At 74.2% G+C, this 22,922-nt stretch carries 19 protein-coding genes; 8 read left to right on the top strand and 11 right to left on the bottom strand.

Annotated elements, in window-relative coordinates:
* Positions 1-29: 29 nt before the first annotated feature.
* Positions 30-1,511 carry an MDR family MFS transporter gene (locus tag EAH89_RS09160; protein ID WP_140882498.1) on the top strand — a complete coding sequence of 494 codons (1,482 nt, stop codon included), beginning with the start codon at positions 30-32 and terminating at the stop codon, positions 1,509-1,511.
* A gap of 12 nt (positions 1,512-1,523) precedes the next feature.
* Here the strand turns inward: EAH89_RS09160 and EAH89_RS09165 are convergent, their stop codons facing one another.
* Both EAH89_RS09165 and EAH89_RS09170 read right to left on the bottom strand, forming a co-directional pair.
* On the bottom strand, positions 1,524-2,429 hold the full coding sequence (locus tag EAH89_RS09165) for a DUF305 domain-containing protein (RefSeq protein WP_140882499.1): 906 nt from the start codon (positions 2,427-2,429) through the stop codon (positions 1,524-1,526).
* Positions 2,430-2,554: 125 nt separating this feature from the next.
* A complete protein-coding gene (locus EAH89_RS09170; protein ID WP_140882500.1) occupies positions 2,555-3,586 on the bottom strand; it encodes an ABC transporter substrate-binding protein in 1,032 nt (343 codons plus the stop codon).
* Between EAH89_RS09170 and EAH89_RS09175 the strand changes: the two genes are divergently transcribed.
* A complete protein-coding gene (locus EAH89_RS09175) occupies positions 3,585-4,196 on the top strand; it encodes a chalcone isomerase family protein (RefSeq protein ID WP_140882501.1) in 612 nt (203 codons plus the stop codon). The two genes, EAH89_RS09170 and EAH89_RS09175, sit on opposite strands and share 2 nt — an antisense overlap.
* A 37-nt stretch (positions 4,197-4,233) precedes the next feature.
* On the opposite strand, the gene EAH89_RS09180 is transcribed toward EAH89_RS09175, so the two are convergent.
* Positions 4,234-5,256: an enoyl-CoA hydratase/isomerase family protein gene (locus EAH89_RS09180; protein WP_140882502.1), complete on the bottom strand. Its 1,023-nt coding sequence runs from the start codon at positions 5,254-5,256 to the stop codon at positions 4,234-4,236.
* Between the two features lie 171 nt (positions 5,257-5,427).
* Between EAH89_RS09180 and EAH89_RS09185 the strand changes: the two genes are divergently transcribed.
* Complete coding sequence (locus tag EAH89_RS09185) at positions 5,428-6,621, top strand: ABC transporter ATP-binding protein (RefSeq protein WP_140882503.1); 1,194 nt, start codon at positions 5,428-5,430, stop codon at positions 6,619-6,621.
* 229 nt (positions 6,622-6,850) lie between these two features.
* On the opposite strand, the gene EAH89_RS09190 is transcribed toward EAH89_RS09185, so the two are convergent.
* On the bottom strand, positions 6,851-7,537 hold the full coding sequence (locus EAH89_RS09190; protein WP_140882504.1) for a hypothetical protein: 687 nt from the start codon (positions 7,535-7,537) through the stop codon (positions 6,851-6,853).
* Positions 7,538-7,912: 375 nt separating this feature from the next.
* Here EAH89_RS09190 and EAH89_RS09195 point away from each other — a divergent pair, with 375 nt between their 5' ends.
* The 5 genes from EAH89_RS09195 (at position 7,913) to EAH89_RS09215 (ending at position 14,089) form a co-directional block, all read left to right on the top strand.
* Positions 7,913-8,968: an ABC transporter substrate-binding protein gene (locus tag EAH89_RS09195; protein WP_140882505.1), complete on the top strand. Its 1,056-nt coding sequence runs from the start codon at positions 7,913-7,915 to the stop codon at positions 8,966-8,968.
* Positions 8,969-9,001: 33 nt separating this feature from the next.
* Positions 9,002-10,120, top strand: coding sequence for an ABC transporter permease subunit (locus EAH89_RS09200; RefSeq protein WP_140882506.1), 1,119 nt, complete (start codon positions 9,002-9,004; stop codon positions 10,118-10,120).
* Positions 10,121-10,125: 5 nt separating this feature from the next.
* A complete protein-coding gene (locus EAH89_RS09205; protein ID WP_140882507.1) occupies positions 10,126-10,737 on the top strand; it encodes a hypothetical protein in 612 nt (203 codons plus the stop codon).
* 83 nt (positions 10,738-10,820) lie between these two features.
* A complete protein-coding gene (locus EAH89_RS09210; RefSeq protein ID WP_140882508.1) occupies positions 10,821-11,546 on the top strand; it encodes a superoxide dismutase in 726 nt (241 codons plus the stop codon).
* A 215-nt stretch (positions 11,547-11,761) separates the two neighbouring features.
* Positions 11,762-14,089 carry an FG-GAP-like repeat-containing protein gene (locus tag EAH89_RS09215; protein WP_140882509.1) on the top strand — a complete coding sequence of 776 codons (2,328 nt, stop codon included), beginning with the start codon at positions 11,762-11,764 and terminating at the stop codon, positions 14,087-14,089.
* A gap of 40 nt (positions 14,090-14,129) precedes the next feature.
* On the opposite strand, the gene EAH89_RS09220 is transcribed toward EAH89_RS09215, so the two are convergent.
* The 7 genes from EAH89_RS09220 to EAH89_RS09250 form a co-directional block, all read right to left on the bottom strand.
* Entirely contained in the window at positions 14,130-15,392 is a 1,263-nt protein-coding gene (locus EAH89_RS09220) for a M16 family metallopeptidase (RefSeq protein ID WP_140882510.1), read from the bottom strand.
* Positions 15,389-16,810, bottom strand: coding sequence for a M16 family metallopeptidase (locus tag EAH89_RS09225; protein WP_140882511.1), 1,422 nt, complete (start codon positions 16,808-16,810; stop codon positions 15,389-15,391). Before EAH89_RS09225 ends, EAH89_RS09220 begins: the two co-directional genes overlap by 4 nt.
* Positions 16,811-16,893: 83 nt before the next feature.
* Complete coding sequence (locus EAH89_RS09230; RefSeq protein WP_140882512.1) at positions 16,894-17,454, bottom strand: DUF3035 domain-containing protein; 561 nt, start codon at positions 17,452-17,454, stop codon at positions 16,894-16,896.
* A gap of 65 nt (positions 17,455-17,519) precedes the next feature.
* The gene (gene lspA / locus EAH89_RS09235) at positions 17,520-18,044 is read right to left on the bottom strand and encodes a signal peptidase II (RefSeq protein ID WP_140882513.1); all 525 of its coding nucleotides are present in this window, start codon (positions 18,042-18,044) and stop codon (positions 17,520-17,522) included.
* Complete coding sequence (gene ileS / locus EAH89_RS09240) at positions 18,044-20,890, bottom strand: isoleucine--tRNA ligase (protein WP_140882514.1); 2,847 nt, start codon at positions 20,888-20,890, stop codon at positions 18,044-18,046. Before ileS ends, lspA begins: the two co-directional genes overlap by 1 nt.
* 275 nt (positions 20,891-21,165) lie before the next feature.
* Positions 21,166-21,441: a DUF3297 family protein gene (locus EAH89_RS09245; RefSeq protein ID WP_140882515.1), complete on the bottom strand. Its 276-nt coding sequence runs from the start codon at positions 21,439-21,441 to the stop codon at positions 21,166-21,168.
* A gap of 95 nt (positions 21,442-21,536) precedes the next feature.
* A complete protein-coding gene (locus EAH89_RS09250; RefSeq protein WP_140882516.1) occupies positions 21,537-22,922 on the bottom strand; it encodes a glycosyltransferase family 4 protein in 1,386 nt (461 codons plus the stop codon).

Consider the following 22,922-nt stretch of genomic DNA (forward strand, 5'->3'; position numbering starts at 1 on the left):
CGCAACCGCCGCGGGTCTAACGGGCGCCGATGCCCAACCCGCCCAAGCTGCGCCGCCCCCTGGTCCTGGCTTCGGTCATGGCCTCGATGTTCATGATCGCGATCGAGGCGACCATCGTCTCCACGGCCATGCCGGGCATCGCGGGGCAGCTCGGCGACCTCCACCTCTACTCCTGGGTCTTCGCCTCCTTCCTCCTCGCCCAGACCGCCACCACCATGGTCTTCGGCAAGCTCGCCGACATCCACGGGCGCCGGCCCGTGATGCTCTGGGGCATCGCGATCTTCCTCGCGGGATCGATCCTCTGCGGCTTCGCCTGGTCGATCCCGTCCCTCATCGCCTTCCGCCTCGTGCAGGGCATCGGCGCGGGGGCCATCCAGCCGGTCTCGCTCACCGTGGTGGGCGACCTCTACACGGTGGAGGAACGGGCGCGCATCCAGGGCTGGCTCGCCAGCGTCTGGGGCATCTCCTCGGTCGCCGGGCCGCTGGTGGGCGGGGTGATCATCGGGCACGTGAGCTGGGCCTGGATCTTCTGGATGAACATCCCGATCGGCCTCCTCGCCGCCGCCGGCTTCTGGCTCTTCCTGCGCGAGGACGTGGCGCGGGAGAGGCGGCCGGTGGACGCGGCCGGCGCCCTCCTCCTCACCCTCGCCGTCGCGGGGCTGATGGTGGCGGCGACCGAGCCCGGCACCGCGCTCTCCATCGCGGCGCTCGTGGGCGGTCTCGTCTGCACCGCCGCCTTCCTCTGGCAGGAGAGCCGCGCGCCCGACCCGATCCTCGACGTCGCCCTCTGGCTCCGCCGCCCGCTGGCCACCTCCAACGCCTCCGTCCTGTTCAGCGGCATGGCGATGATCGGCCTGACCACCTTCCTGCCGATGTACGTCCAGGCGGTCATGGGGCGCTCGGCCCTCGTCGCCGGCTTCACGCTGACGGTGATGGTCCTCGGCTGGCCGCTCGGCGCCACCGTCGCCGCGCGCCTCTTCGGCCGCTTCGGGCTCCGCGCCTGCCTTCTCTTCGGGGCGGCGCTGGTGCCGGCGGGCTCGGTCGCCTTCGTGCTGCTCGGGCCAGATTCCTCGCCCTGGGTCGCCGGCGCGGGCTCCTTCGTCCTCGGCCTCGGCATGGGCTTCCTCAGCATCTCCGCCATCGTGATGGTGCAGGAGAGCGTCGGCTGGTCCGAGCGCGGGGCGGCGACGGCCTCCAACGTCTTCTCCCGCAACCTGGGCAGCGCGCTCGGCGCGGCGGTGCTTGGCGGCGTGCTGAACATCGGCCTCGCCCGCTCCGGCGGCGCCGCGGCGGGGATCGACTACGACGCCATCCGCCGCCTGCTGGAGCACGGCGGCGGCGCCGGGAGCACGGTGGTGGACGGCACGGTGCGGGCCGCGCTCGACGCCTCGCTCCACCTCACCTTCTGGGCGGTGCTGGGCACGGCAGTCATCACCCTGCTGCTCGCGCTGCTGGTCCCCCAGGTCGCCCCCCGTGCCCGCGCGGCGGAGGCCGCGGCCCCCGCCGACTGAGCGCCGGCGCGGTCAGTGCGCGTGGCCCCTGTGCCCCGAGGGTGCGGCGCGGCGCGGGGAGGCGGGCGATGGCGCCGGGGCCGGGGCGCGGGCCGGCGATGCCGCGCCGCCGTGCCCCGCGTGGGGATCCGGGGCCGGCGCGGCGGGACCGGCGCCGTGCCCGCCATGCGCCATCCCCTCCATCCCGTGGATCATCGAGGCCGGCACCGGCACCGCCGCCGCGTCCCCCGGGTAGGCCGCTGCCACCCGGCGCATGAGGGCGATCTCCTGCGTCTGGTCCGTGATGATGTCGACGTTCAGCAGGCGCAGGAAGCTGTTCCGCCCGGCCGGGTCGGCCTGGTAGGCGCCGGCCATGTCGAGCGCCCCCTGGTGGTGGATGGTCATCGCCTTGGCGAACTGCACGTCGCGGACGGTCACGGCCTCGCCGGGCGCGGCGAAGGGCGTGAGCGGGCCGGGGATGGGGTAGCGGGCGAAGCGCTGGCCCACCGCCAGCCCCTCGGAGGCCGAGGGCTGGACCGCGACGCCGCCCAGGGTGCTCCCGCCCCGGTCGAGGTTCCGCGCCACGCCGTCCAGCAGCGCGATCTCGAAGCGCTGGTTGTGGATGATGGCGACGGCGAGCGCCCGCAGCGCCGGGCTCCGCGCCGCGGGGTCGGCCAGGTACTCGTCCGACATCGTCAGCGCGCCCGCGTGGTGCGCCCGCATGCCCGTCACGTAGCCGCGGTCCGCCCGCAGCGCGGCCTCCAGCCCCGCCCGGCCCACCACGGTGTAGGAGGTGGAGACGACGGGCTGCACGCCCTCGTCCGAGCCCTCGCCGACGAGGGCCCGGGCGGGCGGCGCGGCGAGGGACAGGCCGGCGCCCAGCGCCAGGGTCAACGCGGCCAGGCGGCGCGCCCGCCCCTGGTGGATCGTGGAAGCCATGCGCCCGTTCCTGCCCTCTCTGCCCGCTGCCGGAGCAACGCCCGGCGGGGCCCGGAGGTGGGGCTTGCCACCGTGGGAAGGTCAAGGGTCGCGAAGCCTGTCATGTCAGGCCATGACCGGTCCTGTCAGGCCAGCGGCATCCGCTCCGCGCGGGGCGGCAGGAAGCGGCCGTCATAGACCTCCTCCGGCGCGGGGACGCGGGCGAGGCCGAAGCCGCTCGCCACCGTCGCGATCGTCTCGGCCAGCCGCGCCGGCTCCACGTCGCCCAGGCCCCGGGCGCGGGTGGCGGGGGTGAGGACCTGGCGCTGCGCCAGCCAGGTCAGCCGCTCCGCCTCCAGCCCCGCGTCCACCAGCGGCGACTGCGCGGCGATGGTCGCGGCCGCCGCGCGGGGATCGGCCGCGGCCTCGCGCCAGGCGCGGGTGGCGGCGGCCAGGAAGCGGCGCACCACCTCCGGCTGCTCCCGGATCACGGATTGCCCGGCCAGGATCGAGTTGCCGTAGCTGTCGATGCCGTGGTCGGCGTAGCCGAGGAAGCTCACCTCCTCCAGCCGCACGCCGTTGGCCTTGATGTTGAAGAAGGTCGTGTAGTCGAAGCCCGTCACCCCCGCGACCTGGCGGGTCAGCAGCATCTGGTCGCGAAGCTGGGCCGTCACCTGCCGCCGCCCCACCTTCGCCTCGTCCACCCCGTTGATCCGCAGGAAGGCCGGGAACATGCGGGAGGCGCCATCCGACACGCCGTTGCCGATCACCTTCCCCTCGAGGTCCCGCGGCGCGACGATGCCGGCGGAGCGGAGGCTGACGACGGCCTGGGGCGAGCGGTTCTGCAGCACCATGACCGCGCGCGGGGCGTTGCCGGGCTGGCGGGAGGCGAACTCGGTCAGCGTCGAGAGGTCGCCGACGCCGAATTGATAAGCGCCGCTCGCCACCCGCGTGATGGCGTCGCCCGAGCCGTTGGAGGGATCGATCTGCACCTCCAGCCCGGCCTCCCGGAAGTAGCCGCGAGCCTCGGCGTGGTAGAACGGGGCGGTGGAACCATCTACGCCGAAGTTGAGGACGAGTCGCACCCGCGCGCGTTCCTGGGCCCGCAGGACGCGCGGCGCGGCGAGCGACGCGGGCAGGAGGGCCGCGACCCGGCGGCGCGAGAGGAGGAACGGCATGGCGCGAGACGGTCTCCCGGTGGTGGGCAAGGGGGGCGCTCCCGCGGGACACGCAGCTTCCGTGCCGCGGCCCGTCCTCCCCCGCCGGCTCCTCGCGCCGCTGCCCCTCCTCGCCCTCCCGGCCCTTCTCCCCGCGCGCCCGGCCCGCGCGCAGGAGGCGCCGGCGGAGATGCAGGTCGCCGGGCGGCGCCTGGTGCTGAACGGCACGGGGGTGCGCCGCTTCCTGCTGATCGAGGTCTTCCGCGGCTGGCTCTACCTCGAGCGGCGGAGCGGGGACGCCGCGGCCATCATCGCCTCGAACGGCACGAAGCTGCTCCGCCTCCGCTACGCCGTCCCCGTGCCGAAGGACCGGCTGGTGGGCGGCTGGGAGGACGGGTTCCGGGACGGCTGCGCCTGCGAAATGCCCCCCGCCTTCCGCGCCCGGCTGCGCGACCTGCCGGCGGGGCAGGTGGAGGACTGGCTCTTCCTGCCCGACCGCACCGAGATCGCCTATGCCGGCGAGCCCCCCGCGACCGTCACCGCCGCGAACGGCGCGATGATGCTGGCGAGCTTCATCGGCCCCAACGCCGAGAGCGCGGGGCTGCGCCGGGGCCTGCTCGGCGGGGCCTGAGCGGCCCCGTCTTAAGGCAGCCCTTAAAAAGCACGGCTCAGCCCGCGAACATCGCCGCGACGGCCGCGGGGTCCACCGCCTCGATGGCGGGCGGCGACCAGCGGGGGGCGTTGTCCTTGTCCACGAGCACGGCGCGCACGCCCTCCGCGAAGTCGGGGTGGCGCGTCACGGCGCGGGTGAGGGCCAGCTCCATGGCGAGGCAGGCCGGCAGGTCCATGGTGGCGCCGCGCCGCAGCAGCTCGAGCGTGACGGCGAGCGAGGTCGGCGACATCCGGGCGAGCGCCTCGAGCTGCGCCCCCGCCCATTCCGTGCCCTCCGCCCGCAGGGCCGCGAGGATGGAGGGGAGGTCGTCGGCGGCGAAGGCGCGCTCGATCGCGCCGCGCGCCGCCTCCACCGGGCCGGGCGGCACGGCGGCGGCGTGGCGGGCGACCACGGCGGCGTCCCCGGCCAGCAGCGCCTCGCGCAGCGCGGCCAGGCGCTCGCGCGGGACGTGGTGGGTGGCGAGCCCGGCCTCCACCGCCTCCGCGCCCTTCAGGCGGGCGCCGGTCAGCGCCAGCCACTTGCCCATGGCGCCGTGGGGGCCGGGCAGGCGCGGGAGCGCGTGGGAGGTGCCGACATCGGGGAAGAGGGCGATGGCCGTCTCGGGCATGGCCAGCAGCGCGCCCTCCGTCACCACGCGGTGGCTGCCGTGGATCGAGACGCCGATGCCGCCCCCCATGCAGACGCCGTCGATGAGGCTGATCCAGGGCTTGGGGTAGTCCGCGATGGCCTGGTTGAGCGCGTATTCCGCGGCGAAGAAGCCCTCGATGGTCGCGCCGTCGCCGGCCAGCGCCGCGGCGCGGATGGCGCGCACGTCGCCGCCGGCGCAGAAGGCGCGGCCGCCGGCGCCCTCCAGCACCACGAGGTCCACCGCCGGGTCCTCGGCGAAGCGCCGCGCGGCCTCGGAGAGGAGGCCGATCATCGCGCCGTCGAGCGCGTTCAGCGCCCGCGGGCGGTTCATCAGGATGGTGCCGGCCCGGCCCTCCACGCGCGCCACCACGCTCGGCTCCGCCGTCTCCATTCCCGCCTCCTCGCTTCTCCTCCTCTCGCCTAGCCGCCGCCCGGGCGCCCGGCAAGGGAGGCCCTCCCGCGCGCGGCGGCGCTTTCCCGCCGAAGGCGCTCGCGGAGGCGCGATGACGGTTGACACCGCCGCCCCCTGCCGCGATGCCTGCCCGCGCTGGAGGACCCCCCCATGGCGCGGCGACTGGTGAGCTTCGGAACGGAGGGGACGGTGTTCCACCGCGAGCCCGCGCGCCCCGCGCCGCAGCCGGCGATGCCCGCCGCGATGGCGATGGCCGTCCTTACGCTCGACGGGGTGCGGAAGGCGGGGCGGGGGGAGGCGCCGCCCGTCCTCGCGGGGATGGACCTGGCGGTCGCGCGGGGGGAGATCCTCGGGCTGCTCGGCCCGGCCGGGGCGGGGAAGAGCGCCGTCATCGACCTCGCCGCGGGCTTCCTCGCGCCCGACGCGGGCGCGGTGCTGATCAAGGGCGAGCGCACGGCCGGCCTGCCGGCCTGGAAGCGCGACATCGGCCTCGTCTCGGCCGGTGCGGACCTCTTCCCGGACATGACCGTGCTCGGCAACGCCGCCTTCCCGCTGGAGGCCCGCGGGGTCGCGCGCGGCGAGCGCGAGGAGCGCGCCGCCGCCATGCTTGCGCGCTGGGGCGTGCCGGCCGCGCTTCACCCGGGCCCGGTGGGCGGGCTGGCGCCGGCGCTCCGCGTCCGCGTCGCCCTCGCCCGCGCGCTCGTCCACGCCCCCGCCCTGCTGCTGCTCGACGACGCGCTGGGCACGCTCGACGGGGCGGCGCGGGAGGCGCTGGTGGCCGACCTGCTGCGCGTGCGGGCGGAGCTCGGCCTGACGGTGCTGCACGCGACGCGCGACGCGGCCCTCGCCCTCACCCTGTCGGACCGCGTGGCGGTGATGGAGGGCGGGCGGCTGCTCCAGGCCGGCGCGCCGCGCGACCTCTACGACCGGCCGGCCGACCCCGTCGTCGCCGCCATGACTGGGCCCTGCAACCGCCTGCCGGGCAAGGTGCTGGCGGTGGAGGGGGGGTCCTGCCACGTCCAGCTCGACTGCGGGTTGGAGGCGGTGGGGGTGCCGGTGGCGGGCGCCGGCGGCGGGCCGGCGCGGGGCGGGCGCTGCGTCCTCCTCATCCGGCCCGAGCGCGTGGCCGTCGCGCCGGTGCCCCCGGCCGAGATGGGGGAGGACGCGGTCGCGGCCCGGCTGATCGAGGCGCGCTTCGCCGGCGACCACCTGCGGCTGCGGCTCGCGATCGGCGAGGGGGCGGAGCTGCTCTGCCACCGCCCGGCCGGGCTGCCCCTGCCGGAGCCGGGGGAGGAGGCCTCCATCGCCTGGGACCTCGGGGCGGCGCGGGTCCACGCGGCCTGAGGCGGGCGCTGCACCAAGAAGGTCTGATTCGGATTTTAGCGGCTGTGCTCCGAAAGTGGATGGATGCGGAGCCGGTCCCCGTGAGGCGCCTTAGCTACGCGAGCCAAGAGGAACCCATCTTTTCGTTGCACTGCTCATTCGCACGCCAAGTCGCTCCTGTGTATGTGGCCTTTCGGTTGTTCTTGGTTGTATGGCGCTGCAATCTGCTGTTCGTAAGCTAATCAATCTTTCATTGCTTGAAGATGGTGCGCAAGCGGTTTCTGAGCTTCGGTTTGCTGTCATCTGAAGGCTGCGCACGAATGCCGATCTCCAACGCAAGAAGATGAAGAAGATTATTGTATCCGCGGGCGATTTCCTGATTGGTCGCTTTCTGTTTTGCGTCCACAAAAAACCCGTTCCATTCCGAGTTCCATTGCGTTCCCCATGTCTCTTGGAGACGGGTGAGATCGGCGCGCAAACAGGCGTCCCGGCCGACCCCGTTGAACGTTCGGAAGCACGAGTGGATGAATGCGTTATATTGATCGAAGACAGCCTTGTCGAACAATGGACCGTAGACGCACATCATCTGGTCCAACTCACGCTTCCGCTCGATCATCAGCGGAGGAGGAAGTTTCCTCCAAGGGCCTTGCAAAAGGAAAAAACACAGCAGGTCATTTAATTTTGGAGCAACCGCATCGTAGATCGCAATCCGCTTCTTTATTAATTCCTGATTTGCTGTTTTTCTCGCATCAAGGCGAATGGCCAGAAGAGCAATAAATATCGTAACAAGGCCTGACAAAACGGCGTTTGCCAACAATATTATGAATTGCGCGGTTCCGCCAGATGCGGACGCTTGCGACCATGCAAGCTTGTTTTCACCGAAGTAAAACCAGGCGCAGACAAGCCACGAGACGTAGCTTGGACGCGAAGAGAACATTGATCTTCCATTATAAATCTGAGTGGCTTGTCTAAGCAAAAATGTCAGGCTCGTGGCGGTTTGCAAGGGGTAATTTGCCGGGGCGTGTGATCCAATGACACTTCGTTTGTTTCGGTTTTATGCGAAAAGGGGTGGTTCTTGAGGGGCCGCCATTTGTCTCTCATCTCCCTGCTTTGTGTCGCCGTGATTTTCAGCTCTTGTTGTGGGTCAAGGCCGCCAGGGGCTTAGCTCGTGGCGAACATTGGACCCGAACGAAAAAAGGGGCACCGGAACGGGTGCCGCACCAGACAGTTCCACCGTATGGTGCGGCGCAGATTCGACCGAGCCGCTGACTCGGCCGCTGACTAGCCACCGACCGGGCCAAAGGACGCCCCCATGCGCCCCACCACGCGCCGGCTTCTCGTGTCCGCCCCCCTGCTGGCCGCCCCGCTGCTGGCGGCGCTGGGCCCGCGGCGCGCGCGCGCGCAGGCGCGGGACCTCACCGTCGTCTCCTGGGGCGGCGCCTACCAGGACGCGCAGCGCGAGGCGATGTTCCGCCCCTTCCAGCGCGCCACTGGCCAGCGCCTGCTGGAGGAGACCTGGGACGGCGGCATCGAGGTGCTGCGCGACCGCGCGGCGACGGCGCGCTGGGACATCGTGCAGGTCGAGGGGGACGAGCTGGAGCTGGGCTGCGAGGAGGGGCTGCTGGAGCCGATCCGCCCGGAGCAGGTCGGCGGCGCCGAGCGCTACGTTCCCGGCACGCTCAGCGCCTGCGGCGTGGGGAACATCCTCTACGGCTTCGTCCTCGCCTACCGCCGCGCCGACCTGCCCCCTGAGGGATGGGCGGACTTCTTCGACACCGCGCGCTTCCCCGGCCGCCGCGCGATGCGCCGCGGGGCGAAGACGACGCTCGAGATCGCGCTTCTCTCGGACGGGGTGCCGCCCGGGGGCGTCTACGCCGCGCTCGCCACCACCGGCGGGGTGGACCGCGCGCTCCGCCGCCTCGAATCGATCCGCCCCGCGCTGCGCTGGTGGGAGCAGGGCAGCGAACCGCCGCGCCTGCTGGTGGCGGGGGAGGCGGCGATGGCGGTCTCCTACAACGGGCGGATCGAGGTCGCGAACCGGGAGGACGCCGCCGACCTCGGCACGGTCTGGGCGGGGCAGCTCATCGCGCAGGACAGCTGGGCCATCCTGCGGGGCAGCCCGAACCGGGAGCGGGCGCTCGCCTTCCTCCGCTTCGTGGGCAATCCCGAGGTGCAGGCGGGGCTGCCGCCGCGCATCCCCTACGGCGTTACCGCCCGCGGCGCCGAGGACGGGTTGCCCGACGACGTGCTGGCCAGCCTGCCCACCGCGCCCGACAACCGGCGCGGCGCATTGCGGATCGACGACGCCTTCTGGCACCGCCACCTCGACCGGCTGGAGCGCCGCTTCACCGCCTGGCTGGGCAGCTAGGCCCGCCCCCATCCCCTTTTCCGGAATCCTGCCTTGACGCGCAGCCCCCTCATGGCCGCCCTGATGGTCATGCCCCTCGTGCTGCTGGTGGTGGCGGGCGGCGTCGTGCCGCTCGGCCTGCTGCTGTCGCGCGCCGTGCTCGAGCGCGAGGTGGCGCCCGCCCTGCCGCGCACCGCCGGCGCGCTGCAGCGCTGGGACGGCACCGGCCTGCCCGACGACGCCGCCTTCGAGACGCTGGCGGCCGACCTCGCCGCGCTGCGCGCCGCGGGCGCCCCGGGCACCGCGGCGCTGGCGCGCGCCGCCGCCCGGCTGGTGGCGGACCTGCCGGTGCTGGAGGGCGTGCTGCCCGGCACCGCCGAGCGCGTGGCCGAGACGCGCACGGGCCGCGCCGTCTCGGTCCTCGTCGCCGATCCCGCCTGGGGCGAGGCGGAGACCTGGGCCGCGCTGCGCCAGGCCGGGGCCCCGGCCTCGGCCTTCCACCCGCTGGCCGCGCTCGGGCTGCGGCGCACGGCGGCGGGCGGGCTGGAAGACAGCGCGCAGGGGCCCCACGCCCGCGCGATCCTTGCCCGCGGGGTGGGCGGGGCGGCGCTGGCGACGCTCGCCTGCCTCGTCATCGCCTGGCCGCTGGCGCGCTGGATCGCCGAGGCGCCGCCGGGCCGGGCCGCGCCGCGGGCGGCCCTCGCGGCGCTTCCCCTGCTGGCCGGGGAGGCGGCGCGGGCGGCGGGGTGGTCGGTTCTGACGGAGGGAGGGACGGCGGTCGCCCTCGCCGCGCTCGCCCTCGGGCTCGTGCCGCTGATGGCGCTGCCGGTCGCCCTCGCGCTGCGCCGGGCGGGGCCGGACCTGCCGCGGGCGGCCGCGGCGCTCGGCGTGCCGCCGGGGATGGTGCTCCGCCGCGTTCGCCTGCCCCTCGCCCGGCGGGGGATCGCGGCCGGCGCGGCGCTCGTCTTCGCGCAGGCGCTGGGGGCGCTCGCCGTGCCGGCCGTCCTGCTGCCCGGGCGGCCGCTGGCCTCCACGGTCCTGGCCGCCGCCGCGGGGGCGGGGGAATGGGGGGAGGCGGGGGCGCTGGCGGCCTGGCTGCTGGTCCCGGCGCTGGTCGCCGCGGGGCTGCTGCTTGGGCCGCTTCTCCGGCCGCGCCGCGGGGTGGCGGCGTGAGGGCCGTGCTCGGGCCCCTGGCGCTGCTCGCGGCCTTCCTGCCCCTGCTTGCGCTGCCCTTCGCGGGGGAGGCGGCCGGGGGCGCGGCCTCGCCCGCCGGGGCGCTGCTCGCCGCGCTGGCCGCCGCCCTCCTCGCGACGGCGCTCGGGGGCGCGGCCGGGCTGGGCCTCGCCACGCGCTTCCCGGGGCGGCGCGCGGCGCTGGCCGTGATCGCGCTGCCGCTGCTGCTGCCGCCGGTGCTGCCGGGCGCGGCGCTGCTGTTGGCCGCGGGCGAGGCGGGCGGTGTCGCGACCGCGCTTTGGCACGCGCTGCTCGGCGCGCCCGTGGTGGCCGCGCTGGTCCGCCTGGCCGCGGGGCGGATCGACCCCGCCCTGCTGCGCGCCGCGGAGGCCTGCGGGGCCCCCCCGGCGCTGGCGGCCCGGCGGCTGCTGCGGCCGCGGCTGCGCTCCGCGCTCGCGCTCGGGGCGGCGCTGTCCTTCGGGCTGGCGCTGGGGGAGAGCACGGTCGCCGCGATGCTCCGCGCGGGGGCGCTGCCGGCGCCCTGGCTGCCCGTGCCGCTCGCCGCCGCGGCGCTCGGGGCGGCGCTGCTGGCCCAGGGGCGCGGCGGGGCGGGATAGGGCGCGCGCCGCAACCGCGGGCGCGGCGGGGCCTTACGGCTGCGGGCGCCGCGACGGCGACCCGAGCAAGGGAACCCCGCGCCGTGATCCGATCCTCCCGCCGTGCCGTCCTCGCCGCGCTTCCCGCGCTCGCCGCCGCCGCCGCGACGCGGCCCGCCCGGGCGCAGGCTCCCGCCCCCTCGGGCCCGCACAGCCTGCCGCCGCTGCCCTACGCGGCCGAGGCGAACGAGCCCTCCATCGACGCGCCGACGATGCGGATCCACCACGACCTGCACCACCAGGCCTATGTCACCAACCTGAACAACGCCCTGAAGGACCACGGGCAGCTCGCGGCGCTGCCGCTGCACGAGTTGCTCGCGAAGCTCAACGAGGTGCCCGAGGGCATCCGCACGGCGGTCCGCAACAACGGCGGCGGGCACGCGAACCACAGCATGTTCTGGCCGGTCATGGGCGGCCGCGGCGGGGCGCCCTCGGGCGAGCTCGCGGAGGCCATCGCGCGCGACCTCGGCGGCTTCGACAAGATGCGGACGGACTTCAACGCGGCGGGCGCGGGCCGCTTCGGCAGCGGCTGGGTCTTCGTGACGGTCGCGCGCGACGGCAAGCTGGCGCTGACCACCCGCCCGAACCAGGACAGCCCCCTGTTCGACGGGGAGCGGGTGCTGCTGGGCAACGACGTGTGGGAGCACGCCTACTACCTGAAGTACCAGAACCGGCGCCCGGAATACCTCGCCAACTGGTGGAACGTGGTGAACTGGGAGCGGGTGGCGGAGCGCTACGCGGCGGCGAAGGCGGGGACGCTGGGGGTCTGAGGCCCGGCGCGGGTCTCAGACGAACTGGGGAGCGTCGCCGCCCCCCCGCTTCCGGCAGCCGTTGCGGGGCTGGAAGCGGGGGCGGAGCCCACGCCGCCCGGCCGCGATGGCGCCCGCCTGCTGGATCGGACGCCGCGCCCGGATGGGCGGCGCCTGCCTTAATCGCGGGGTAATGAAACGGTTGTAGGCCCGTGGGCGAGATGCTCACATCCTCCATGATCAGCAGCCTACGCCGTCCGCTTCGGGCAGAACCTGCCGACGCCGCGCGGGACGGGCTGGTAGAGACCGAAACCGAGGTCGGCGCCTCGCCGCAGGGCTCCTGGGCGGAGGCGGGCGGCGGGTACCTGGACGGCGCGGCGACGAAGCCGGAGGCGGCCCGGGCCGGCGCGCCGGCCGCAGCGGTGGCTCCGGGACCGGCCTCGAGCCTGGCGTCCAACGCCACCCTGCTGTCCGAGGTCACCTTCCTGACCGGCCTCAACCCCAACGGCTCGCGCGCGACGGGGGCGAACTCCTACTGGACGACGTTCGGCGAGACCGCGCAGAAATGGGGTGCGGACGGGGTCGGATCGCCGGGCGGCACCCTGACCTATTACTTCGATCTCCGTTCCGCGTTCAGCGCGACCGAGAAGGCCACCTTCGCAAAGAGCTTCGCGCTCTGGTCGGCGGTGGCGAACGTCTCCTTCACCGAGGTCGCCAGCGGCGGGGCCGTGAGGCTGCAGCGCGGCCCGTACGGCGACGGGGCCTACGCCGACACCGCCTACCGGGACGGCGTCGGCTGGGCGACCGCTCACATCGACCGCGGCCTGATCAGCATCAGCACCAGCGAGACGGGCTTCGACCTCGGCGGCAACCCGAACACGCCGATCGGCGGCTACGGTCTCAGCACCGTCGTGCACGAGGTGGGGCACCTGCTGGGGCTGGGGCACGGCGGCGCCTACAACGGCTCCGTCAACCCGGCGACGCAGCAGTTCAGCCAGTTCGACAACCGCGCCTGGACCGTCATGTCCTACATCTACTCGGACGGTTCGAACGCGGGCTTGAAGTTTGGGAGCACCTACCCGGGCGCCGGCATCGACTGGGGAACAGCCAGCGACGGCTACGCGCGCGAGGCGCCCCACACCTGGATGCCGCTGGACGTCATGGCGATCCAGCAGCTCTACGGCGCGGCCGTCGGCGGGCCGCTCTCCGGCGGGCAGGTCTTCGGGTTCAACACCAACATCACGGGACCGCTGCGGGACTTCTTCGACTTCGGCTACAACCGCAACCCGGTCGTCACCGTCTACGACAGCGGTCGCAACAACGCCCTGGATCTCTCGGGCTATTCCTCCGCGGCGACGCTCGACCTGCGCGACGGCCACTTCAGCAGCTTCAATGGCATGACCAACAACCTGGCGATCGCCTTCGGCTCCGTGGTCGAGACGGGGATCGGCGGCGCCGGGAACGACACCATCCAGGGCAACGCCTACAACAACGTGCTGGTCGGCGGGGGCGGGAACGACCTGATCGACGGCAGCGCCGGCTACGACGTGGCGGTCTACGCGGTGTCGAGCAACCTGGTCAGCTGGACCCGCACGCCCAGCGGCTACGCGGTCACGGCGCTCGGGCTCGGGACGGACACGCTCATCAACATCGAGGCGCTGCGGTTCACGGACCGTGATGTCCTCCTCCGCGGCGCGCGCGGGGACTTCGACGACGACGGCCACACCGATGTTCTCTGGCGCGGGCAGGCCGGCGAGGTCGGGATGTGGCAGATGAGCGGGCCGCAGATCGTCGTCGGCGGCGGCGTGGGCAGCCCGGGCAGCTACTGGACCGTGGCGGAGACCGGCGACTTCAACGGCGACGGGCGCGCGGACATCCTCTGGCGCGGTCAGGCCGGCGAGGTCGGGCTGTGGCAGATGAACGGGTCCCAGATCCTGGCCGGCGGCGGCGTCGGCAACCCCGGCGGCTACTGGGGCGTGGCGGGCACCGGCGACTTCAACGGCGATGGCCGCGACGATGTCCTCTGGCGCGGGCAGGCCGGCGAGGTCGGGATGTGGCAGATGAACGGGTCCCAGATCCAGGCCGGGGGCGGCGTGGGCAACCCGGGCAACGACTGGAAGGTCGCGGGCACCGGCGACTTCAACGGGGACGGGCGCGCGGACATCCTCTGGCGCGGGCAGGCCGGCGAGGTCGAGATCTGGCAGATGAACGGGCTGCAGATCGCCGGCAGCGGCGCCGTCGGCAATCCCGGCAACTACTGGATCGTGGCGGGCACCGGCGACTTCAACGGCGATGGCCGCGACGATGTCCTCTGGCGCGGTCAGGCCGGCGAGGTCGGGATGTGGCAGATGAACGGGCCGCAGATCCAGGCCGGGGGTGGCCTGGGCAGCCCGGGAAACTACTGGAAGGTCGCGGGCACCGGGGACTTCAACGACGATGGCCGCGACGATGTTCTCTGGCGCGGGCAGGCCGGCGAGGTCGGGATGTGGCAGATGAACGGGCTGCAGATCCTGGCCGGCAGCGGGGTGAGTAACCCCGGCACCTACTGGCAGATCGTGGGCTGACGACCGCGGCGGTGGCGCGCCGGCGGCCGACGCCCCGGCGTCAGAGCCCGACCGGGCGCCCCGCCACCGTGACCGCGAGGTCGTCCGGCCGCAGCACGCGCGCCGCGACCTCGGACAGGCGGTCCCGCGAGAGGGCCTCGAGGCGCGCGGGGCGGTTCGCGAGCCAGTCGAGCGGCCGCTTGTTCCGCTGCAGCGCCAGGAGGATGCCCGCCACCTGCCGGGTGGAGGTGAAGGAGAGCGGCTGGCTGCCCGTGAGGTAGGCGATGGCCTCCTCGCGCTCGGCGTCGGTGGGGCCGGCGGCGGCCATGCGGGCCCATTCGCCGCGCAGTACCGAGATGGTTTCGGCCATGCGAGCGTTCTCGGTCGCGACGGAGCCGACGATGACACTGCGGCCCGCGACGGGCTCGGGCCCCGCGTTGATGCCGTAGGCGAGGCCGCGCTCCACCCGCACCGCGTTCATCAGGCGCGACGAGAAGCCGCCGCCCGCGAGCACGCGCAGGACCACGCCGGCCGCCTCCCAGTCGGGATCGTCGACCGCGAGGCCGGGCTGGCCGAAGACGGCGCTCGACTGCGGGCTGTCCATGCCCACGACCTGCACGCCGCGGGCGGAGAAGGGGGGCAGGGCCGGGAGGGCGGCCGGGGCCTCGGCGGGCCAGTCGGCGAAGAGGGCCGTCATGACGTCGCGAAGCTGGGCGGCGGTGATGGCGCCGGAGGCGGCGAGGCAGAGGCCGCCGCGGCGGAACTGGCGGGCGGGCACGCCGCGCAGCACCTCGGCGGGAAGGGCGGCGATGGTCTCGGCGGTGCCGCCCGGCGGGTGGCCGAAGGGGCCGGGCAGGGCGGCCGCCCAGAAGGCGCGCCCGGCCTGGCCGCGCGGGCTTTCCAGCGCCTGGCGCGCGCCGGCGATGGCGCGGGCCCGCACCCGCTCGACGTCGGGCGCCTCCATCCGGGGCGCGGAGAGGGCGAGGCGGGCGAGGCGGGTGGCCTCGGGCAGGGCGTCGGTCAGGCAGCGGAAATTGCCCGAGAACTCGTCGCGGTCGGCCGAGAAGGAGATCGAGATGGCGGCGTCGCGCAGCGCGTCCTGGAAGGCCGGGGCGGTGAGGTCGCCCGCGCCCTCCGTCAGCAGGGAGGCGGCCAGCGCCGCCGCGCCCTCGCGCCCCTCCGGGTCCAGCGAGGCGCCGCCGGGCACGGAGAAGGAGAGGGAGATGACGGGGACCGCGTGGTCCTCGGCGAGCCAGGCGGTCACGCCGGCCGCCTCCACCACCTGGACGGGGAGGGTGAAGCCGCTGGGGATGGTGCCGCTCATGGTGCGCGGGTGCCCTCGGGCAGGAGCCAGCCGGTGGTGGAGGGATGGGTGAAGATGGCGCGGGCGGCGGCCATCACGGCGTCCGGCGTCACGGCTCGGATGTGCGCGGGCCAGTGCTCCACGGCGTCGGCGGGCAGGCCGATGGCGAGCGCGCTGCCGAGGAGGCGGGGCGCGGCGCCGAGGCCGTCGAGCGAGAGGAGCGCGCCGGCGGTGAGCTGGCGCTGGCTGCGCGCCACCTCGGCCGCGGTCACGCCGCTGTCCAGCAGGCGGGCGATCTCGTCCTCGATGGCCGATTCCACCCGCGCGGGCGCGGTGTCGCCGCGCGGCGTCGCGAAGATGCCGAAGGCGGAGGCGCCGAGCTCGTCGCTGTCGTAGCCGGCGCCGGCGCCGACCGCGAGGCCGCCCTCCACGAGGGCGCGGTGCAGGCGCGAGCCGGGGCCGCCGCCGAGGAGATGGGCCAGGACCTCGAGCGGCAGGCCGTGGGCCTTGTCGGCCTCGTCGCGGCCCCAGGTCTGGGTGGGGGCGATCCAGGCGCGGAGCATCTGGGCCTCGCGCACGCCGGGGTCGTTGCGGACGAGGCGGGCCTCGAGCGGGGCGGGCGGCGGGTCGGCGCGGCGGCGGGGGGCGGCGGGCGCGCCCTCGGCGCCGCCGTACTCGCTCTCGACCACGCGCCGGAGGGCGTCCTCGTCCACGGCGCCGGCGACGACGAGCACGGCGTTGCCCGGGTTGTACCAGTTGCGGTGGAAGGCGAGCATGTCGTCGCGGGTGAGGGCGCGGATCTCCTCCTCCCAGCCGATGATCGGGCGGCCGCGCCAGTGCTGGCGGCCCCACATGGCCGCGTCGAAGGCCTCGCGGAAGCGGGCGCGGGGGGAGCTGTCGGTGCGCTGGCGGCGCTCCTCGAGCACCACGGCGCGCTCGGGCTCGACCGTCGCCTCGGGGTAGAGGGGCGCGCGCAGCCGGTCGGCCTCCATGGAGGCGACGAGGGCGAGGCGGGTGGCCTCCACGGTCTGGTGGTAGGCGGTGACGTCGCGGGAGGTGAAGGCGTTGTCCTGCCCGCCCTCGCGCGCGACGCGGCGGGAGAACTCGCCGTCCGCCACCTTCGCGCTGCCCTTGAACATCATGTGCTCGAGGAAGTGGGCGAGGCCGGACTTGCCCTGGGGGTCGTCGCCGGCGCCGATGCCGTAGAAGAGGTAGTGCGCGACCACCGGCGCGCCGCGCGTGCGCGCGTGGGCGACGCGGAGGCCGTTCGGCATGGTCCAGAGGCTGGCGCCGAAGAGCGGGCGCTCGGCCGGGATGGGGGCCGGCTCCGGCAGGACCGCGGGGGCGGCGGGGCTCGCCTGCGCGGCGGCGCGGGTGGCGAGGGCGGCTTGCGCCGCGGCGGCGGTGGCCAACGCGGCGCGGCGGGTCAGGGGGGGCATTCCTGGCATGTGGGGGGCCGGGTCGCCGGCGGGAATGGCCGGGGGGCGCGAAAACCCCCCGCGGGCCATCCGCCGGCCATCCGCTAGAGCAGCCCGTCCAGCAGGCCGCGCTGGCGGCGCTGGATGATGGGGGTGTCGCCCGCCTCGGGCGAGCGGCCGAGGGCCGAGTTCTCGCGCAGGCGCTGGGCCTCGCGCTGGGGGTCCAGCACCGTGCCGGGGCGGGGCGCGTCCTGCCAGAACATGAGGCGCTCGACCACGTTCTGCTGCGGGCGATCGAGGCGGAGGCTCTCCTCGTCCACCTGGCGGCGGATGTTGCCGGTGGCCTGGGCGCCCGAGGCGCGGCCGGCCTGGGCGACGAGGGCGGCCTCGGCGCCGGAGGGACGGGCCTCGCGGCCCTCGCCGGTGATGGTGGCGGGGGCGAGGGTGGTCTCGCCGCGCTCGCGCGCGGACATCTCCTGCGGGCGCTGGGCGCCCGGGCGCGGCGGCGGCAGGTCGCCCATGCTCGGGGGGATCGAGAGGGGGGCGCGCGTGACGACCTGGAACTCGTCCGGGGCGTCGCGGGTGAGGCCGAGCGTGCGGGCCGTGTCGCCGCCGCAGGCGGCCAGCAGCAGCAGCGGGGCCAGGAGGAGGGGCTTGAAGGTCATGGCGCCGGCTTTCTAGCAGGAGGGGGCGTGAAGCGGAAACAGGGAGCTTCCGGCGGCCCGTTCCATCAGGCGGGGCGGCCGGGCGTCTCGGCGGGGGCGCGGGCGGTCAGCGCCTCGATCAGCAGGACGGCGACGCCCAGCACGATGGCGGCGTCGGCCACGTTGAAGACGTACCAGTGCCAGCCCCAGCCATGGGCGTCCACGAAGTCCACGACGGCGCCGAAGCGGAGGCGGTCGATGACGTTGCCGATGGCCCCGCCGACGATGGCGCCGAGCGCGAGCGCCGTGCGCCGCGTCTCGGCGGTCGCCATCCAGCGGAGGAGGAAGGCGGCGATGACGGCGGCCAGCGCGGCCAGCGCCCAGCTGTGCCAGGGGGCGCTGCCGGAGAGGAGGCCGAAGGTGACGCCGCGGTTCCAGACCATGGTGAGGTTCAGCCCGACCGGCCCCGCCGCGAACAGCTCCACGCTGCGGCGGGCGGGGAGGTCGAAGGCCTCGAGGATCCACCACTTGCTCGCCTGGTCGGCCACGAGGACGAGGAGGGCGAGGAGGAGGCCGCGGCGGAGGCTGGGGCCGGCGTGGGGCGCGGCCATCAGGCGACCGCCCCCTCGCAGCGCAGGCACAGGGTGGGGTGGGCCGCGCTGCGGCCGACCTCGGGCAGGACGCGCCAGCAGCGGTCGCACTTGGCGCCGGCGGCGGGGAGGAAGCGGACGGCGGCCTCGCCCTCGGTCTCCACGCCCTCGCCCTCGGGCGGGGTGTCGAGGAGGGTGAGGCCGGAGGTGATGCAGAGCTCCGCCCAGGGCAGGTCGGCGAGGTCGGCCCCCGTGCTGCCCAGGAAGAGCTCCGGCGCGGCCTGGAGGGAGCTGCCGATGGTGCCGGCGGCCCGCGCCTTCTCGAGCGCGCCGGTGACGAGGCCGCGGACGGCGCGCAGGCGGGTCCAGCGCTCGGCGAGCGCGTCGTCCCGCCACTCGCTGGGCACCGCGGGGAAGGTCTGCAGGTGGACGCTGTCCGCGCCCTCGCCGAAGCGGGCGAGCCAGGCCTCCTCGGTGGTGAAGACGAGGACGGGGGCGAGCCAGGTGCAGAGGCAGCGGTGCAGCACGTCGACCACGGTGCGCGCGCTCCGCCGGCGCGGGTCGTCGGCGCGGTCGCAGTAGAGGCTGTCCTTACGGATGTCGAAGAGGAAGGCCGAGAGGTCGGAGGCGCAGAAGTTGTGGATCTCCGGCATCACGCCGGACCAGTCGTAGTCCTCGGCCGCGCGGCGGAGGCGGGCGTCGATCTGGGACACGCGGTGCAGGATGTAGCGCTCGAGCTCCGGCAGCTCGGCGTAGGGCACGCGCTCGTCCTCGGTGAAGCCGTCGAGGTTGCCGAGCAGCCAGCGGAGCGTGTTGCGCAGGCGCCGGTAGAGCTCCGCCTGCTGGCCGAGGATGGTCTTGCCGATGCGGAGGTCGTCCGCGAAGTCGGAGTTCATCACCCAGAGGCGGAGGATGTCGGCGCCGTAGTCCTTCATCACCTCCTGAGGCGCGGTGACGTTGCCGAGGGACTTCGACATCTTCCGGCCGGACTCATCGAGGACGAATCCGTGGGTGAGGATCGCCTTGAAGGGCGCGATGTCCCGCGTGCCGATGGCCTCCAGCAGGGAGGAGTGGAACCAGCCGCGGTGCTGGTCCGAGCCCTCGAGGTAGAGGTCGGCGGGGAAGGGCAGGCCGTGGTCGGGCAGCGCGAAGGCGTGGGTGCAGCCGCTCTCGAACCACACGTCCACGATGTCCATCACCTGCTCGTAGTCGTCCGGGTTCCGCTCGTTCCCGAGGAAGCGGGCGGCGGCGCCGGGCTGGTACCAGGCGTCGGCGCCCTCCTCGCGGAAGGCGGCCAGGATGCGCTCCATCACGGTGGGGTCGCGCAGCGGCTCGCCCGAGCGCTTGTCGACGAAGACGGCGATGGGCACGCCCCAGGCGCGCTGGCGGGAGATGCACCAGTCCGGCCGCGCGGCGACCATGGAGCCGATGCGGTTGCGGCCCTGGTCCGGCACGAAATGGGTGTTGGCGATGGCGTCGAGCGCCTTCGCGCGGATCCTGTTCTCGTCGTCCATCGCGATGAACCACTGGGGCGTCGCGCGGAAGATAACGGGCTTCTTGCTGCGCCAGGAATGCGGGTAGCTGTGGCGGAGGCTGCCCTTGGCGGCGAGCGTGCCCATGGCCTCGAGCGCGGCCCAGACGGCGTCGTGCGCCTTGAAGACGTGGAGCCCCGTGAAGCCCGGCGTCTGCACGGAATAGGTGCCGTCGTCGTTCACCGTCTCCGGCACGGGCAGGCCGAAGGCGCGGCCGAGGGCGAAGTCGTCCTCGCCGTGGCCGGGGGCGATGTGGACGAAGCCGGTGCCGGCGTCGGCGGTGACGAAGTCGCCGGGCAGCAGCGGCACGTCGAAGTCGTAGCCGCCCTCGGCCGGCGCCCAGCCGCGGAGGGGGTGGGCGAGCACCGTGCCGGTCAGCTCCGCGCCCTTGAAGACGCGCTTGAGGGAATGGGCGGCCAGGCCCGCCTCCTTCTCGAAGGCGGGGAGGAGGGGGAGGGCGATCAGCAGGTCGTCGCCGGTGGCGAGCAGCGAGCCTTCCGCGATGCCGTCGACGTGGACGAGGGCGTAGTCGATCTCCTCCCCGAAGGCGACGGCGCGGTTGCCGGGGATGGTCCAGGGGGTGGTGGTCCAGATGACCACGCGCGCGCCCTCGAGCTCGGGCAGCGAGGGCTTCACGACCGGGAAGGCGGCGTGCAGCGTCGGGCTGGTGACGTCGTGGTACTCGACCTCGGCGTCGGCCAGCGCGGTCTTCTCGACCGGGCTCCACATCACCGGGCGCAGGCCGCGGTAGAGGGAGCCGTTCATCAGGAAGCGGCCGATCTCCTCGGCGATCACCGCCTCGGAGGTAAAGTCCATGGTGGCGTAGCGGTTCTCCCAGTCGCCGAGGACGCCCAGGCGCTGGAACTCCTCGGACTGGATGCCGAGCCAGTGGCGGGCGTAGTCCCGGCACTCCCGCCGGAACTCGAGGATGGGGACGCTGTCCTTGTCCTGCTTCTTGGCGCGGTAGCCCTCCTCGACCTTCCACTCGATCGGCAGGCCGTGGCAGTCCCAGCCCGGGACGTAGTCGGCGTCGCGGCCGGACATCTGCGCCGCGCGGTTGATCACGTCCTTCAGGATCTTGTTCAGGGCGTGGCCGATGTGCAGCGGGCCGTTCGCGTAGGGCGGGCCGTCGTGCAGCACGAACTTCTCGAGCCCGCGGGAGCGCTCGCGGAGCTGCCCGCGCAGGTCCTGGGCCTTCCAGCGGGCGAGCGTCGCCGGCTCCTTCTTCGGCAGGTCGCCGCGCATGGGGAAGGAGGTCTTGGGCAGGAAGACGGTGCCGCGGTAGTCGCGGGCCCCCTTGTCCTGCGTCGTGTCCGGGGGAGGGGCGTCGGTCATGGGCGGTCCGGGGGCTTGGGCGGCGCCGGCCGGGTTCGGCGGGGCGCGCGGCGACGGGGCAGGCGCTGCGGTTCGTTCCCGGCCCTCAGGCGAGGACCGGGCCGGGAATTCGAATCCGGTGGCGGGCGCAGGGCGGCCGGAGGAGCATGGGGACCATATGCGAAGGCGGCGCGGGCCGGGTCAAGCGAGGCGCATCAGCCCCGCGACGGGCGCGGGGCCGTTCCGCCGCCGTTCCGGGGCCGGGGGCTTCGGCGGGCGGGGCCGGGAGGGCCGGCTCAGGCCTCCGGCGCGGCGTCCCCGGGGCCGGCGGCCGGCTCGGGCTCGCGCAGGTAGGGCTCGACCTTGCCCTGGAGCTTCATCGTCATGGGCTTGCCGTGCCGGTCCACGGCCTTGCCGACGGAGAGGCGGACCCAGCCCTCGCTGACGCAGTACTCCTCGACGTTGTTCTTCTCGACGCCCTTGAAGCGGATGCCGACCCCGCGCTCGAGCAGCTCGGCGTTGAAGAAGGGGCTCTTGGGGTCGGTTGAGAGGCGGTCGGGCATGTCGGTCATGGAGGCGGGCTTTCCGGCGGCAGGGCGGGCGGGGGTGTTAGCGAAGGCGGGGCCGGAGTCCAAGAGTCGGTCCGAGGGTCGGTCCAAGGGGCGGGTCAGCCCTCCGCGAGGTCGGGCTCGTGGCGGGGCTCGGGGGCGGGCGCCGGGGCGGCGTCCCCCAGCGGCACGCCGAGGCGGGCGTAGAGGGCGGCCAGGCGGCGCTCGTAGGCGGCGGGGCTGAAGAGGGTGGCGCGCTGCCGGCCGGCCCAGGAGAGGTGGCCGCAGAGCTCGTCGTCGGCGTCGAGGGCGCGGATGCCCTCGATCATCGCGCGGAGGTCGTAGGGGTCCACCTTTACCGCGGCGTCGCCGACCACCTCGGGCAGGGAGGAGGTGTTGGAGGTGAGGACGGGCGTGCCGAGGCTCATCGCCTCCAGCGCGGGAAGGCCGAAGCCCTCGTAGAGGGAGGGGAAGAGCACCCCCCGCGCGCCGCGGATGAGGCTGACGAGGAGGCGGAAGGGCGCGTAGTCGAGCATGACGACCTTGCGCCGCGTGAGGATGCGCCCGTCCTGCTCGGAGAGGTACTTGATGTGGTCCTCGAAGAGGAGGTTCAGCTCCCCCTCGCTCTTCCAGGCCTGCTTGCCGACGATGACGAGCGGCCGGTCGGAGCCGGAGGCGAGGTAGGCCTCGATGAGGCGGCCGACGTTCTTCTTCGGCTCGATCGCGCCGAAGAAGAGGAAGTAGCCCTTCCAGTCGAGGCCGAAGGAGCCCGCCACCTCGTCGCGCGCGAGGTCCTCGGGCTTGTTGGCCAGCGAGGGCGGCAGCTCGACGGACTGGTAGGTGTTCGTCACCCGCTCCGGGTCGGCGCCGAGGAGGTTGATGATGTCGCGCCGCGAGGCCTCGCTGACCGTGACGATGTGGTCCGCGCCGCCGACGAGCATCTGGGAGAGGCGGTGGTAGCGGCGCTTGTGGTCGAGGGTGGTGTAGGGCAGGCGGAGCGGCACGAGGTCGTGCATCGTGTAGATGTTGCGCACGCCGGCCATGCGGATCGGCAGCGGGTAGGTCCAGTGCATCACGGCCGGGCGCGGGTCGGGCGCCTGGACGGGGACGAGGCGGCGGACGAGCTTGAAGCGGTTGTGGGCGCGGGCGAAGATGTCCTCGGCGTTCCAGATCCGGTCGAAGTAGGGCAGGCGGGACGCGAAGCCGTCGATCACCACCTTGCCGGTGACGGGGATCTCCGAGATCCGCTCGTTCAGGCCCGACAGCAGCATGCGGCGCAGGCGGCGCAGCGCGCTGTCCTCCTTCTGCACCTGCAGCGGGTCGTCGAAGAAGGCGATCTCGCGCATCAGCGGGCCGAGCTTCGTGCTGACGGTGCGGCCGTAGAGCACCTCCACCCCGGCGCCGAGGCCGTGCAGCCGGTAGGAGAGGTTGCGGGCGTAGGTCGAGACGCCCGTGCCCTGCTCCAGCGCGAGGTTGAAGCCGTCGATGAGGATCCGGGGGCGCAT

The sequence above is a fragment of the Muricoccus nepalensis genome, from assembly GCF_006438825.1.
Taxonomy (GTDB): domain Bacteria; phylum Pseudomonadota; class Alphaproteobacteria; order Acetobacterales; family Acetobacteraceae; genus Roseomonas; species Roseomonas nepalensis.